Below are 15,271 nucleotides of genomic sequence, written 5' to 3'. Positions count from 1 at the left end.
CTTATTTTCTACGTGTCTTCTTGTCGTCTGCCGCGTGACCTTTGTAAGTACGAGTTGGTGCAAATTCACCAAGCTTGTGACCTACCATGTCTTCTTGGATGTAAACAGGTACATGTTTACGTCCATCATAAACTGCGATAGTGTATCCGATGAAACTTGGGAAGATCGTTGAACGACGTGACCAAGTTTTAATTACTTTTTTCTTTTCGTCGTTTGCTTGAGCTTCAACTTTTTTCATCAAATGCTCATCGACGAAAGGTCCTTTTTTAAGACTACGTCCCATTTTGTAATTTTCTCCTTTAAAATTTAGTACCACAGCGGCTTGCGCTGCTAAGCAGCGCTACCGAGCTGGCGGAAAGTGTAAGCTAGTTGCTTATGATTATTTTTGGTTGCGACGACGAACGATAAGTTTGTCAGATTTCGCTTTCTTGTTACGAGTTTTAAGACCAAGCGCAGGTTTACCCCAAGGAGTAGATGGCGCTTTACGTCCAACTGGTGCTTTACCTTCACCACCACCGTGTGGGTGATCATTCGGGTTCATTACAGAACCACGAACTGTAGGGCGAACACCTTTCCAGCGGTTACGTCCCGCTTTACCAAGGTTTACAAGTCCATGTTGTTCGTTTCCGACAACACCAACTGTAGCACGGCAAGTTCCAAGGATCATACGAACTTCGCCTGATTGAAGACGAACAAGTACATATTTACCTTCAGAACCCAATACTTGAGCAGAAGCTCCAGCAGCACGTACCAATTCTCCACCTTTACCAGGTTTCAATTCGATGTTGTGGATCAAAGTACCAACTGGGATATTAGCAAGTGGAAGAGCATTTCCGACTTTGATATCTGCTTCTGGTCCTGATACGATGCGTTGACCTACTTCAAGACCTTTAGGGGCAATGATGTAAGCTTTCACACCGTCAGTGTAGTGTACAAGCGCGATGTTAGCTGAGCGGTTTGGATCGTATTCGATCGTTTTAACGACTGCTTCAACTCCATCTTTGTTACGTTTGAAATCGATCAAACGGTAATGACGTTTGTGTCCACCACCTTGGTGACGAACAGTGATACGACCGTTGTTGTTACGACCTGCTTTGTTTTTAAGAGAAACAAGCAAAGTTTTCTCAGGTGTGTTTGTTGTGATTTCAGCGAAATCCAAAGAAGTCATATTACGGCGACCGTTTGTTGTTGGTTTATAAACACGAATTCCCACGATATTTCCTCCTTAGATTATTCAGCTTCAGTAGCAAACAACTCGATTGCTTTAGAATCAGCTGCAAGCGTGATGATAGCTTTTTTAGTTTTTGAAGTAAAACCAGTGTAACGTCCAACGCGTTTTGCTTTAGGTTTTACGTTTACAGTGTTCACATTCGCAACTTTTACACCTTCAAACGCAGCTTCAACAGCTTGTTTGATCAAAAGTTTGTGAGCGCGAGTGTCAACTTCGAATACATATTTGCCTGCTTCAAGTTGAGCCATTGACTTTTCAGTGATAACAGGTTTTTTGATAACATCATACAAATTCATTATGCAAGAACCTCCTCGATTTTAGAGATAGCTGCTTGAGTAACAAGAAGTTTGTCACTATTTGCGATGTCAAGAACACTTGCAGTTGTAGCAGTCGCAACTTTCACGTTTGGAAGGTTACGAGCTGAAAGAGCTGCGAATTCATTTCCTTCTTCAAGAATAACAAGGACTTTAGAATCGATGCTCAAAGCTGCAAGAACTTTTGCAAATTCAGCAGTTTTTGGAGCTGTAAATTCAAGAGAATCAACGGCTACAAATTTGTTTTCAGCAACTTTTTCTGAGTAAACAGATTTAAGTGCAAGGCGACGAACTTTTTGAGGAAGTTTGTACGCATAGCTACGTGGAGTTGGTCCGAAGACAATTCCACCACCACGCCATTGTGGAGAGCGGATAGAACCTTGACGAGCACGCCCAGTTCCTTTTTGACGCCATGGTTTGCGTCCGCCACCTGAAACGGCTGAACGGTTTTTAACTGCGTGAGTTCCTTGACGAAGGCTAGCACGTTGGCTGATGATCACATCAAATACAACTGCTTGGTTTGGTTCGATACCAAAGATCGCATCGTTAAGAACAACTTCGCCCGCTTGTTTACCAGTTTGGTCGAATAATGTTACATTTGCCATTTTGACTGTATTCCCCTTTCCTTATTATTTACCAGCTTTAACTGCTGACTTGATAGTGATAAGAGATTTCTTAGCACCTGGTACGTTACCTTTGATAAGGATAACGTTCTTTTCTGGAACAACTTGTACAACTTCAAGGTTTTGAATAGTTACACGATCGCCACCCATGCGTCCTGCAAGGTTTTTACCTTTGAATACGCGGTTAGGTGCAACAGGTCCCATAGAACCTGGACGACGGTGGTAACGAGAACCGTGAGCCATAGGTCCACGTGATTGTCCGTGGCGTTTGATAACACCTTGGAAACCTTTACCTTTAGAAGTACCAGTTACATCAACAATGTCTCCAGCTTCGAAAGTGTCAACTGTGATTTCAGCACCAACTTCCAAGCCTTCAACGTTTTTGAATTCACGAATGAAGCGCTTAGGAGCCGTGTTAGCTTTTGCTACATGTCCTTTAGCAGGTTTGTTGCTCAATACTTCGCGTTTGTCATCGAAACCAACTTGGATAGCGTTGTAACCATCTGTTTCAACAGTTTTAACTTGAAGAACAACGTTTGGAGTTGCTTCGATAACTGTTACAGGGATCAATTCGCCAGCTTCAGTGAAGATTTGAGTCATTCCCACTTTTTTCCCTAAGATTCCTTTTGTCATGAGAAAATAGTTCCTTTTCTATAGTTTTTTATTCAAAAAGTTTTTAACGAGCGTTTTTTATGCTCTGGATCAAGCTTTAGATTAAAGTTTGATTTCTACGTTTACACCACTTGGAAGATCCAATTTCATCAAAGCGTCAACTGTTTTTTGAGTTGGGTTGATGATATCGATCAAACGTTTGTGTGTACGCATTTCGAATTGTTCGCGAGAATCTTTGTATTTGTGAGTCGCACGAATGATTGTGTAGAGGCTACGTTCAGTTGGAAGTGGGATTGGACCCGCAACTTGTGCACCTGTACGAGTAGCTGATTCTACGATTTTTGCAGCCGCTGTGTCGAGTGTACGGTGTTCGTACGCTTTCAAACGGATGCGGATTTTTTTGTTTGCCATCTTTTTCTCCTTTTCGTCTATTTAAGATAATAGGCTAGCTCCACAAGAAAACCGACGCGCGTTGCGTGGCAATGCAACCGAGCGTGTCGCAACCTCTTGCATCAAAGCTAATAGCTGTTTTTCACAGCACCATAGTAGTTTAACACAAACAAAGGCCCAATGCAAGGGATTTGAGAAGATTTTTTTCGTTTTTTTGATGAAAGTGTTTTCGAAAGAAATAGAGTGCTAAAAAAGTTGCTATTATATAGGAAAAAGGGAGCGAGACAGAACAAATTTATAACCAATTTGTTCGTCGTCTCGCCCCCGCACAGTTGATTAGGTTATCTTTGGAGCTTAACAAGCGAACAAAGATACCAATCAACTACTGCGTCTAGCAGTTATTCCTATTATTCTCAGATGGATGTAGTCTTTTTTCTTCCTATTTATCTATTTCTAGAAATTCCGTCCTGATTTGTTATAGCCATATTTTTCGACGAAATGCTCGCGGAATTCTAAGAGATTGTCATCCATGATGGCTTGACGGACCTGCTTCATGAGGTTGATCAAGAAATACAAGTTGTGGTAGCTAGTCAAGCGAATACCGAAGGTTTCATCTGCCTTGAGGAGGTGGCGAAGATAAGCTCGGGTGTAGTTCTTACAAGTGTAGCAATCACATTCGGGATCCAGCGGTGTAAAGTCTTCTGCAAATTGCGCATTTTTCACTACTAGACGTCCTTGACTAGTCATACAGGTACCATTTCGTGCAATCCGCGTCGGCAAGACACAGTCAAACATGTCCACTCCACGAATAACGCCATCAATCAGACTGTCTGGAGCCCCCACTCCCATGAGATAGCGTGGCTTGTTCTCTGGTAAGAGCGGCGTTGTGAAATCAAGTACGGCATTCATCTCTTCATGGCTTTCCCCAACAGCTAAGCCACCGATAGAATAGCCTGGGAAGTCCATGCTGACCAAATCTTGAGCAGACTGACGGCGCAAGTCTTCAAATCCAGCCCCTTGGACAATCCCGAAAAGACCTTGATCATGAGGGCGACGGTGAGCCTTCAGGCCACGTTCTGCCCAACGACTGGTCCGTTCGATCGATTTTTTCACATAATCATAGGGCTGATAGAACTGAGGACATTCATCAAAGGACATCATGATGTCGCTCCCTAGATTGTTTTGGATCGAGATGGCCTTTTCTGGGGAGAGGAACATCTTCGAGCCGTTGAGGTGGTTTTTAAAGGTCACCCCTTCTTCGGTAATATTGCGGGTATCCGCTAATGAATAGACCTGGAAGCCTCCACTATCTGTCAAAATGGGCTGGTCCCAGTTCATGAACTGGTGCAATCCTCCTGCTTTTGCGACTAGATCATCCCCGGGACGAAGCCAGAGATGGTAGGTGTTGGCCAAAATAATTCCGGAACCCATTTCCTTGAGGTCTTCTGGCGATTGGGTCTTAACAGTTGCCTGAGTCCCTACAGGCATAAACATTGGGGTCGGGAAGGTCCCGTGAGGGGTGATAATTTCTCCCAGACGAGCACCTGTATGCTTTTCTTTTTTGATTAATCGATATTGAATCGGTGAATCTGTCATGGTTACCTCCGTACTGGGAAAAACAGTCCCAGCCTTCTTATTCCTGTCACAGTTTTCCTGTGAGCACCTGTACGATTGTACCAAATTTTACCGGCTCTGTCACGGACTTATGTTATAATAAAAAGTACTACTATGAAGAGAGTATCATCTATGAACCTTAAACTGATTCGCCTCCGGGCACGTACCATGCAAGTCCAGCAACCGGGCTTAGCTATCCTTTTTGCTCTTCCGGTCCTGTTGACCATTCTTGCTAACTTTCTCTTAAGTGGGCAAGATCTGGTCGATCTACTACCGGACATGACCTTGCAGCAAGCAAGTATCTACATGATCCAGCGTCAGGTCTTTCCTTCTGTCGTCTCCTTTGTCATCTCCATATTAGTGGTCGGTGCGACTTTTAGCTATTTAGATACGATTAATCCCAAGATCGAACACCGAACACGCGTCTTAGATATCTTTAAACAAGATCGCTTTACCTCTGTATTTGCCACCTTGATCTTGAAGCAAGCCGTCCTCTTTTTATGGGGAGTCATCCTCTATGCGGGAAGTCTCATCAGCACCTACGCCAGCATTCGATTTTTAGCGATTTACGACAAGGTGAGCAACCCTAGCACTTTGAGTGCTTCCAGTCCTGAATTCCAATCTCTCATGCAACAAATGCCCCTGATGACTGCTGGCGTCGTACTTGGCCTGATCGGCCTCCTCTTTTACCTGCCACAATACTACAGTCTCAGCTTGGTCGAATTGATCCTCTACGAGCAATTACGAGACGGCGACTACAAGGGAGCCTTTGGAGTCCTTCGCAAAAGTCGTGAAACCATGAAAGGGTTCCGCAGCAATCGCTTGGTGCTCGATCTAACCTTGATTGGTTGGTACTTCCTGAATTACTTCACGCGCGATGTCATCGGCTTTTATACCATGCCTTACTTTATCAACTGCCAAATTGCCTTTTACGATCAAATCAAGCAGATCAAACAAGGGCCGCGCCATTTTACAGGTCATCCAAGCCATGAAGTTAAATAAGATGAAGAAGAGAACCCCAGTTTCCTGCTGGGGTTCTCTTCTATAATTTTACTGCCAATTTCTTGTCCGTTATACTCCGTACAGGGATGCACCCAAGATTAATCGGGTATGTTCCCGTTTGATACAGCGGTTCATGACGATATCTTCTCGACCTGCTCCTCGAAGAATTTCTTCTGCTTCTTGATTTTCCAGTCCCAATTGTGCCCAGAAAATTTTCGCATCCGTATCAATAAAATCACGTGCCACATCTGGTAAAAACTCACTGCGACGGTATACATCAACGATATCTACTGGGAATGGGATATCCTGTAAGCTAGCGTACACCGTCTCCCCAAGGATCTGACCTCCAGCTGCACGGGGGTTGACGGGAATAATCCGATAACCCCGCTCTTGCATTTCCTTGCTGACACGATGACTGGTTGTATCTTCGCGATCAGATAATCCAACTACAGCGATAATCTTGCTCGTTTCTAGGTAATGTTTGATAATGCCATCACTAGGATTGCGAAATGAATAAACCATAAGAATCTCCTTTTGTATGCGTTTCCTTTCTTTAAATAGTATAACAATACGGAAGGCATTGCAAGTGTTTGTCGTTAAAAGCGGTAGGAAACTGAAAAGTTTCCTACCGCTTTCTGTTTTGAACAAACTCAATTTTATTTGGCTTCATACCATGTCTTGCCTTCATTTTCATCGGCTTCCAGTGGTACTGCAAGTTCGATAGCGGATTCCATGGTCTCTTTGACGAGTTCTTTGATCGCTGCCAGTTCATCACTTGGCACTTGCAGAACGATTTCATCGTGGACCTGAAGGAGCATCTTGGTCTTGTATGCTCCTCTTTCTAGCGCTTGGTCCAAGTGGATCATGGCAATTTTCAAGATGTCTGCTGCAGATCCTTGGATGGGTGAGTTAATAGCTGTCCGTTCCGCAAACCCTCGAACATTGAAGTTGCGAGAATTGATATCTGGAATCTCCCGACGGCGCTTGAAGAGAGTCTCCACATAGCCTTTATCACGCGCTTCCCGTACCACTCTCTCCATATAGTCCTTGATGCCAGGGTAGCGTTCGAAATAGGTCTCAATGTAGGCCTTGGCTTCTTTTCGACTGATCCCCAGGTTGTTAGACAGGCCAAAGTCGGAAATTCCATAAACCACACCGAAGTTTACTGCTTTTGCATTGCGGCGGTCATTTGGCGTCACATCTTCTGGTTTTTCAATGTTGAAGACGCGCATAGCAGTCGATGTATGGATATCTGCCCCATGCTTAAAGGCATCAATCAAATGCTCATCTCCTGAAATATGGGCCAAGACGCGCAGTTCGATCTGTGAATAGTCCGAACTCAACAAGACACTGTTTTCCTCTTCTGGGACAAAGGCCTTACGAATAAGACGACCTTGCTCCAAACGGACAGGAATGTTTTGCAGGTTGGGATCCACGCTGGACAAGCGGCCTGTCTGCGTCAAATCCTGTACATAACGGGTATGGATCTTCCCATCTTCCAAAATCCAATCTTGAAGACCGATGACATAGGTTGACTGGATCTTAGCAATTTGGCGGTATTCAAGAATCTTAGACACGATCGGTGCAATTGGAGCCAGGCGTTCCAAGACATCAACAGCTGTTGAATAGCCGGTTTTGGTCTTCTTGGTGTATTCAAGAGGGAGTTCCAATTTTTCAAAGAGGATGACGCCCAATTGTTTTGGAGAATTGATGTTGAACTCTTCTCCTGCAAGCTCGTAGATTTCTTGGGTCAAGCGCTCCAAGACCACTTCGTTTTCCACCTGCATGTCTTCTAGGGTCTGGCGCTCTACCTTGATCCCCGCGATTTCCATCTTGGCCAAAACAGCTGCTAGCGGTTGCTCCATATCATAGAGCAAATCTAGTTGATCATGGGCCTGCAACTGCTCTACCATGGGTTCTTCCGTGTCTAGTAAAACAGCGACTTTCCGTGCCAAATGCTCTAATAGGACCGCCTTTTCTGGGATAGCTTTTTTGGCTCCCTTGCCATAAACGACTTCATCCAGCGGCAGCGCAATCTGACTATAGAGACTCGCAATGGTTGAAATCTCATTGTCCTCTACGGTCGACAAGAGATACTTGGCCAATCGACTGTCAAACGCGGGATTTTGAAGGGTAATGCCCAAGTGGCTGAGCAAGACCTTGGCCCGCTTGAAGTCATAGACCTTGAGGGGCGTTTTTTCGAGAAATTCTTTGAAAATCGGTGTTTGTAAAAGACCAGTATCTGTACTCGCGTAGAGCTGACCTTTTGTCCCCCATGCGAAACCGATGATGGGTTCCGTATGGTAATTGTCCCCAAAAATCTCAAAATGGAAGAAACTATCTTCCGTGAGCATATCTGAAGTAACTTGCTCGACTTCTGTATAGTCAATAGCTACAGGAGCTACTTCTTCTCCACTGAAATCCAAGGCCTGACGGAGTTGCTTGAAGCCCATCTCCTCATAAAACTTGGCGAGATTTTCTAGATGGGGGCCCGTATAGGTGATATCATCCAGGCCAATCTCAATGGGCGCATTGGTATCGATGGTCGCGAGAGTTTTGGATAGGTAGGCCTGCTCCTTGTCATTGATGAGGTTTTCCTTCATCTTAGAAGCCTTCATCTCGTCGATATGCTCGTAAATGCCATCAAGAGAGCCGTACTCTAGGAGTAGTTTGATCCCTGTCTTTTCTCCGATCTTAGTCACACCTGGGATATTATCCGATTTATCTCCCATCAAGGCCTTGAGGTCGATAAATTGCTCTGGTGTCAGCCCCATCTTTTCTTTGAGATAGGCCGGAGTGAATTCCTCAAACTCCGCTACCCCTTTTTTGGAAATCTCAACCACCGTATTGTCATCTGTCAGCTGGATCAAATCCTTATCCCCAGAGACAATGGTGACTTCAAATGGCACCGAAGTAGTTTCTGCCATCTTATCTAGTGTTCCAATAATATCATCCGCTTCATACTGGGCCAGCTCATAATGGCGGATTCCCAAATGATCCAGTTGCTCACGAATGAAAGGAAACTGCTCGCGGAACTCATCTGGAGTTTTTGCACGGCCCCCTTTGTAGTCGGCATACATCTCCGTCCGAAAAGTCGTCTTTCCTGCATCAAAAGCAACGAGGACATGGGTCGGTTGGATGCGCTCTAAGAGATGGCTCAACATGAGGTTAAAGCCATAAACCGCATTGGTATGCAGACCATTAGCATTTTTGAAACGGTCAATTTGATTATAGAGTGCAAAAAAGGCACGAAAAGCGACGGAAGACCCGTCGATGAGTAGTAATTTATTCTTTTTTTCCATAGGCCTATTATACCACGAATCACAAGGTCTCTGGTACATAAAAACTCTACCCTTTCGGGTAGAGCCTTCTTTAGGAGTTTCTTATGAAAAATGAAGAGAAGTGTTTATTCGCCGTAACAAGAACCTTGTTGTGGCAATTTCTTAAAGCGTTTTGGATAATTAACTGAGATTTTCATTTTCTGTACCTCATTTCTTATTGGATGAGTACAGTATACAAGAGAAACCTAAACGATTCCTTATAGAAAGCTTCAAGAAAACTAAAAGCTGAGGCGCAAAACACGCGGTTGTTTTTTGCTGCAAGCTGGTAACTGAAGATGAAGCCCTGTCTCATCTTGGCTCCAAGAAAGAAGCTGACTTTCTCCAAGGAGCTCTACCTTTTGAATGCGCGCATGAAGAATTCTCGGTTGCTTGAGATCATAGGCGAGAGACGGCAAGGTCAACTCTTCCGTCCTTCCACTTGGTTCCAGCTGGATAGCATAAAGAAAACCATCACGCATGGTATAGCGGAAATCTTGGCTGGTATAGAGTGGCGCTTCTCCATCTGAGAAGGAACCTTCCTGGGCCTCGGTCGGTCCGTCTGATGACACCCGCCAAGGCCGACTCTGATAAATGGCTTCTCCATTTACCGCCAGCCAGTTCCCGATCTCTGTGAGGATGTCTTGGTCTTGCTCAGGAATAGTGCCATCTGCCTTGGGTCCAATATTGAGCAGAAGATTGCCATTTTTGGCCACAACATCGACTAAATTTTGTAGCAATTCCTTACTGGTCTTGTAGGCTAGATCCTGGGTATAGCACCAAGAATTACGGGCGATCGCGGTATCCATTTGCCACGGAAAGGCTTGCGTCTCTCCGTATCCTCCCCGCTCCATCTCGACGATTCCTGAACCGAAAGGGAGGGCGTCCTGTTTGTAACAAACAGCCACCTTGCGATCTTCTTGTGCTGCTAGATTGTAATAATAAGCCAAAAAGCGCATCAAGTAGGGACGGAAACTCTCATGCTGGATCCACCAGTCAAAATATAGGAGCTCTGGTTGGTAGTCCCGCACCAGTTCACAGGTTCGCAACAGCCAATCTTCCAAGTATTCTTTGCTTGGATAAGGCTTGGAAGTCAGATCAAAATGATCCTTGGGCTCTGGCTCGGCTGGCCAATAAAGGCTGTCTCTTGGGACTTCTTGCGGAATGTCACTAGTGAATTCCTTGCCATGTGAAAAGAAAAACTGGTGTTCTGCCCGGTGAGAGGACGTACAGAAGTGCAGGCCACGTTTTTCTGCTTCCTCCCTCAGCTCCCCTAAGACATCTCGTCTCGGCCCCATTTCTAAGCTATTATAAGGCGAGAGAGTAGAGGCATACATCTGAAAACCATCGTGGTGCTCCGCAACTGGGAAAAGATACTGAGCTCCCGCTTTTTGAAAGAGATCTAGCCAAGATGCCGGATCAAATTGATCGGCTGTAAAAAGAGGAATGAGATCCTTGTAGCCAAAGATAGCCTGGTCTCCAAAATGCTCTCGATGATAGTCATAGCAAGGATTCCCTTGGATATACATATTTCGCGAATACCATTCCGAACCAAAGGCAGGTACACTGTAGACGCCCCAGTGGATAAACATTCCAAATTTGGCATCCCGATACCAATCTGGACAGACTTGATGGCTAAGAGAGTCCCAGCTTGGTTCAAAAGGACCTGACTGGATGACTTGATCAATCTCTTCAAGGCTTATCATGCTCTTCTCCTCTTTTCTTGTTACTACCTCTATTGTAACGAGAAACCCTCGTTTGTAAAGACAAACGAGGGGAATGTTTAAAATAGTAGACAAAGAGCTTGATCTAGGAGAATCAAGCTGATGATGAATGAAATGAAGCTTCTAGCCCTTCACTGCTTGAGAAATGAAACGAGCGATGGCGTCTGTCTCCCCTTGGTGGAGAGCCTTAACGATCTTGGACCCCACAATAACCCCATCTGAGACCTTGTTGAAACGGTGAACATCCTCCATGCTGGAAACTCCAAAACCTGTTAAAACAGGAATGGACGCTATTTCGTGTAATTGGGCCAAGTGGTGGTCCAAATCCTCTCGATAGCTACCAGCTTTCCCCGTCACTCCATTGACAGCAACGGCATAGATAAACCCTTCTGCATCTTGGATCAATTTCTTCTGGCGCTCGATTCCTGTGGTTAAGCTCACTAGTGGCACCAAAGCGATGTCTTTATCCACTAATAGAGGTTCTACCAGATCCGCATGCTCATGAGGGAGATCCGGAATAATCACTCCCTTGACCGCTGTTCCTTCTACAGCTCTAAAGAAATTTTCGAGCCCATATTGGAACAAGGGGTTGAAATAGGTCATGATGACCAAAGGAACACTTGTCTCCAGACGCTGGATCGTTTGCACCAGTTTCTCTGTCGTCGTCCCATGGGCTAAACTTCGTAGTCCCGCCTCTTCAATCACAGGGCCATCTGCCACCGGATCCGAAAAAGGAATGCCAACCTCAATAGCTGAGACACCAAGCTCCTCCAAAAATTGGATGGTTTCCTGCAAACCTGCCAAGCCTTTTTCATGATCTCCTGCCATGATATAAGGAACAAAGATCCCTTGCTGCTGGTCTTTCAGCTTTTGTAAATGCTCTGTTAAGGTCTTTCCCATCTTACTCTCCCCTCTCTTGTTCTAGGCGGTCTTTGACTTGTACCACATCTTTATCCCCACGACCTGATAAGCAAACGATCATAGATTTTTCAGGCCCCATTTCCTTGGCCAATTTCACCGCATAGGCGATAGCATGGCTCGATTCCAGAGCTGGAATGATTCCTTCTACTTTCGAAAGCAATTGAAAGGCTTCTAGGGCTTCTTGGTCTGTCACAGGCACATAGGTTGCCCGCTTGATCTCATGGAAATAAGAATGCTCTGGCCCAATTCCTGGGTAATCGAGACCTGCTGAAATCGAGAAGGCTTCTAAAATCTGTCCATGAGCATCCTGTAACACATCCATCAAGGCGCCGTGAAGGACTCCCGGACGCCCCTTGGTCAAGGTTGCTGCATGCTGGTCTGTATCCACTCCAAGGCCAGCAGCTTCTGCCCCATACATGGCAACAGATGTATCTTCAACAAAAGGATAAAAGAGCCCAATGGCGTTCGATCCGCCTCCTACACAGGCTAAGACTGCATCTGGTAGCGCACCGTCATTTTGCTCTGCAAATTGGCGTTTAGCTTCTCGACCGATGACACTTTGAAAATTACGGACAATCTCTGGGAATGGGTGAGGTCCTAGAGCAGAACCCATGATATAGTGGGTATCCTCCACATTTGCTACCCAGGCTCTAAGGGCAGCATTGACCGCATCCTTGAGAACACGTGACCCATCTGTTACTGATTGAACCTTGGCACCCAACAACTCCATCCGAAAGACATTGAGGGCTTGGCGTTTGACATCTTCTTCCCCCATGTAGATGGTGCATTCCATATCAAATAAAGCAGCAGCCGTTGCCGTTGCAACACCGTGCTGTCCGGCCCCTGTTTCTGCGATGATCTTTTTTTTGCCCATCCGATGTGCCAATAAAACTTGTCCTAGGGCATTATTAATTTTATGAGCCCCTGTGTGGTTGAGATCTTCTCTTTTAAGAAAGATCTTGGCTCCACCGATGTACTTGGTAAGATTTTTAGCGTAATAGAGCGGTGTTTCCCGACCGACATATTGTTTCAGAAGCTGATCCAATTCTGCTTGAAAAGAAGGATCTGCTTGACTTTCTCTATAGGCTTCTTCTAATTCTAAAACTGCTGTCATCAAGGTTTCAGGGACAAATCGTCCCCCGAACCGCCCGTAAAATCCGTTTTTATCTGGTTGTTTATATGCCATGCTTGACCCTTTCTATAAATCGTTTTATCTTTTCTTGATCTTTTATTCCATTTGTCTCGACCCCACTGGATACATCCACCGCATAAGGATGAAAGAAGCGAATAGCATCTGCTACATTATCTACTGTCAAGCCCCCTGCAATAAAGAAGGGCTTTGTGAAATTTTGGGTTTCGAGTTCTTGCCAGTTAAAAGTCTGCCCACTTCCTGCTACAGGAGCATCAAAGAGCAGATAATCGCCACTGGTCTCAGAAAGAGCTGTATCTTTCCCCACTTGAACAGCGCGAATCGTTTGTTGGGGAAACTCTTGCAAGATGGTTTCATCCATCGGCCCATGCACTTGTATCAGGTCCAAGCCCACAACTTGGCAAGCTTGCTCCACTTCTTCTCTTTGTGGTGATACAAAAACACCGACTTTTTGAACCCCCTTTGGAATGCCTGTAGCCAACTCCCGGGCTTGCTCCAGCGTCACTTGCCGTTTGCTTGGTGCAAAGACAAAACCAATGTAGTCCGCACCAGCTTCAACAGCTGTCTGGACAGCTTCTGGAGTGGACAGTCCGCAAATTTTAACCTTTGTCAATCTGCAACTCCTTTACTTTTTCAGCCACATTGTCTGCCTTCATGAGGGCTGTCCCAACGAGAATGCCATTAAAATAAGGAGCCAGCATGCGCGCGTCTGCTGCTGTGAAAATAGCAGACTCCGAGATGTAAACCGGTTCTTGTTCAAAGCTTGTCGCCAATTCCAGGCTAGTATGAAGATCTGTCTCAAAGGTCACCAAGTTGCGATTATTGACCCCTATGATCTGAGCCCCAATCCGGTGAGCGATCTCTAGTTCTGTCAGATTATGGGTCTCCACCAAGACCTCCAGGCCAAGATGGGTCGCAAACTCATAGAGCTCCTTCAGACGAGCCTCTGGTAAGGCTGCAACTATCAACAAGATCACGGTTGCCCCTGCGTTTCGCGCCCGAATCAGTTGCTTTTTATCCACAATGAAATCTTTGTTGAGGGTGGGAATACGCACTCGACTAGATATTTCCCGGAGATACTCGATATTACCCTTGAAAAACACTTCATCGGTCAAGACAGAAATCATCACGGCCCCATTTTCTTCGTAAGTCTTAGCCTGCGCGACGATATCCACATCGACATGAATATCTCCCAGACTCGGGCTTGCCTTTTTCACCTCTGCGATGATCTGAAGCTTTTCTGGATGACTCTTTAGGTAATCATACAGGCGGTAGGTCTCGCGCAAAGGTTGGAGTTTCTCTTCTTTCATCGCAGCCACTTCCCGCGCCTTTTCCTTTAGAATCTTTGGCAAGAATTCTTGACTCATTTTTGATACTCCTGTAATAATCTCAATTTCTCAAGGGCAGCCCCACTGGCAATCACTTCACGTGCCAAGGCAATCCCCTTCTTGATAGAATCTACTTTGCCGTTGGCATAAAAACCAAGGCCAGCATTCAAGACCGTCACCTCTAAGAAGGGACTCGCTTCATTCTTCAAGACGCTGAGCAAAATTTCCGCATTGCGTTTGGCGTCACCACCTCGTACTTGATCAATTTCAATGCGCTCCATTCCTATATCTTCTGGTTGAAAACTGGATAAAGTAACCTGTCCATCTTCCAGAATAGCGAGCTGGGTTTCTCCATCAAGGCCTGCCTCGTCCAAACCTTGTGGACCACTCACCACCACTGCGCGTTTCCTTCCCAAATTCTTTAGAATCTCCGCCGTACTTTCCAGCATATCTGGACGACTGGTTCCCAATAGCTGGGTTTCTAGAGGAATCGGATTGATAAGAGGACCGGTTAAGTTCATCACCGTTGGAACCCCTAGCGCCAAGCGAGCGGGCATAATATAGCGCATGCCAGGATGCAGATTTTTGGCAAATAGGAAGACAATTCCCGCCTTTTCAAACACTCGTCCCAAGTCTTCTGGACCCAAATCAAGGTTAATTCCTAGAGCTTCTAGTACATCCGCAGAACCGGATTTAGAAGAGATCGAACGATTTCCGTGTTTCGCCATCTTGATGCCACCACCAGCAAGGACGAAGGCAGCTGTTGTTGAAATGTTGAAACTATAAGAACGATCGCCCCCAGTTCCACAATTGTCCATCGCTCCTTGAACTTCTGTAGGAATAGCGACTGCATAAGCCTGCATCACTTTTGCAATAGCCGTCCGCTCTTCAACCGTTTCTCCCTTCATTTTGAGACCTAGAAGAAGGGCCGTCACCTGGGCTTCTGAAGCACGACCAGCAACGACTTCCTCCATAGCAGCTTCTAACTCTGCACTGGTTAGATCCATTCCTTCCGCCACTTTTGCAAGCACTTGTTTCATCTTCC

The 15,271-nt window shown here is 45.5% G+C and carries 16 protein-coding genes; 1 reads left to right on the top strand and 15 read right to left on the bottom strand.

Translation table 11 applies throughout. The features are described from left to right. Position 1: 1 nt before the first annotated feature. The 7 genes from rpsS to tgt all read right to left on the bottom strand — a co-directional run bounded on the left by rpsS (position 2) and on the right by tgt (position 4,766). On the bottom strand, positions 2-283 hold the full coding sequence (gene rpsS, locus ADG03_RS02995) for a 30S ribosomal protein S19 (protein ID WP_000533766.1): 282 nt from the start codon (positions 281-283) through the stop codon (positions 2-4). A gap of 96 nt (positions 284-379) precedes the next feature. Then, positions 380-1,213: a 50S ribosomal protein L2 gene (gene rplB, locus ADG03_RS02990; RefSeq protein WP_000512900.1), complete on the bottom strand. Its 834-nt coding sequence runs from the start codon at positions 1,211-1,213 to the stop codon at positions 380-382. A gap of 17 nt (positions 1,214-1,230) precedes the next feature. Beyond that, entirely contained in the window at positions 1,231-1,527 is a 297-nt protein-coding gene (locus ADG03_RS02985; RefSeq protein ID WP_003009593.1) for a 50S ribosomal protein L23, read from the bottom strand. Continuing rightward, positions 1,527-2,150 (bottom strand): 50S ribosomal protein L4, encoded by a 624-nt coding sequence (gene rplD / locus ADG03_RS02980; protein WP_003009591.1) that lies wholly within the window; start codon positions 2,148-2,150, stop codon positions 1,527-1,529. The genes ADG03_RS02985 and rplD overlap by 1 nt, the downstream gene beginning before the upstream one ends. Before the next feature lie 24 nt (positions 2,151-2,174). Then, positions 2,175-2,801: a 50S ribosomal protein L3 gene (gene rplC / locus ADG03_RS02975; protein ID WP_003010846.1), complete on the bottom strand. Its 627-nt coding sequence runs from the start codon at positions 2,799-2,801 to the stop codon at positions 2,175-2,177. An 81-nt stretch (positions 2,802-2,882) separates the two neighbouring features. After that, positions 2,883-3,191, bottom strand: coding sequence for a 30S ribosomal protein S10 (gene rpsJ, locus ADG03_RS02970; protein WP_003009585.1), 309 nt, complete (start codon positions 3,189-3,191; stop codon positions 2,883-2,885). A gap of 432 nt (positions 3,192-3,623) precedes the next feature. Continuing rightward, positions 3,624-4,766: a tRNA guanosine(34) transglycosylase Tgt gene (tgt, locus tag ADG03_RS02965; RefSeq protein ID WP_049472514.1), complete on the bottom strand. Its 1,143-nt coding sequence runs from the start codon at positions 4,764-4,766 to the stop codon at positions 3,624-3,626. A 150-nt stretch (positions 4,767-4,916) separates the two neighbouring features. On the opposite strand from tgt, the gene ADG03_RS02960 reads away from it, so the two are divergent. Continuing rightward, entirely contained in the window at positions 4,917-5,786 is an 870-nt protein-coding gene (locus ADG03_RS02960) for a DUF975 family protein (RefSeq protein WP_049472513.1), read from the top strand. A gap of 69 nt (positions 5,787-5,855) precedes the next feature. Here the strand turns inward: ADG03_RS02960 and ADG03_RS02955 are convergent, their stop codons facing one another. The 8 genes from ADG03_RS02955 to trpD form a co-directional block, all read right to left on the bottom strand. Continuing rightward, positions 5,856-6,308, bottom strand: a complete 453-nt coding sequence (locus ADG03_RS02955) for a CoA-binding protein (protein WP_049472512.1) — start codon at positions 6,306-6,308, stop codon at positions 5,856-5,858. Between the two features lie 134 nt (positions 6,309-6,442). Then, positions 6,443-9,088: a DNA polymerase I gene (gene polA / locus ADG03_RS02950; RefSeq protein WP_049472511.1), complete on the bottom strand. Its 2,646-nt coding sequence runs from the start codon at positions 9,086-9,088 to the stop codon at positions 6,443-6,445. A 257-nt stretch (positions 9,089-9,345) separates the two neighbouring features. Then, positions 9,346-10,809, bottom strand: coding sequence for an alpha-L-fucosidase (locus ADG03_RS02945; RefSeq protein ID WP_049472510.1), 1,464 nt, complete (start codon positions 10,807-10,809; stop codon positions 9,346-9,348). A gap of 141 nt (positions 10,810-10,950) precedes the next feature. Next, on the bottom strand, positions 10,951-11,727 hold the full coding sequence (trpA, locus tag ADG03_RS02940; RefSeq protein WP_049472509.1) for a tryptophan synthase subunit alpha: 777 nt from the start codon (positions 11,725-11,727) through the stop codon (positions 10,951-10,953). Position 11,728: 1 nt separating this feature from the next. Then, positions 11,729-12,934 (bottom strand): tryptophan synthase subunit beta, encoded by a 1,206-nt coding sequence (gene trpB / locus ADG03_RS02935; RefSeq protein ID WP_049472508.1) that lies wholly within the window; start codon positions 12,932-12,934, stop codon positions 11,729-11,731. Next, entirely contained in the window at positions 12,924-13,511 is a 588-nt protein-coding gene (locus ADG03_RS02930) for a phosphoribosylanthranilate isomerase (protein WP_049472507.1), read from the bottom strand. Before ADG03_RS02930 ends, trpB begins: the two co-directional genes overlap by 11 nt. Next, positions 13,498-14,265, bottom strand: a complete 768-nt coding sequence (trpC, locus tag ADG03_RS02925; RefSeq protein WP_049472506.1) for an indole-3-glycerol phosphate synthase TrpC — start codon at positions 14,263-14,265, stop codon at positions 13,498-13,500. The genes ADG03_RS02930 and trpC overlap by 14 nt, the downstream gene beginning before the upstream one ends. Next, positions 14,262-15,266: an anthranilate phosphoribosyltransferase gene (trpD, locus tag ADG03_RS11820; RefSeq protein WP_049472517.1), complete on the bottom strand. Its 1,005-nt coding sequence runs from the start codon at positions 15,264-15,266 to the stop codon at positions 14,262-14,264. The genes trpC and trpD overlap by 4 nt, the downstream gene beginning before the upstream one ends. Positions 15,267-15,271 lie beyond the last annotated feature (5 nt).

The organism is Streptococcus parasanguinis, from assembly GCF_001069785.1.
In the GTDB taxonomy this organism is placed as follows: domain Bacteria; phylum Bacillota; class Bacilli; order Lactobacillales; family Streptococcaceae; genus Streptococcus; species Streptococcus parasanguinis_T.
This window is presented reverse-complemented; position numbering and strand designations above follow the sequence as displayed.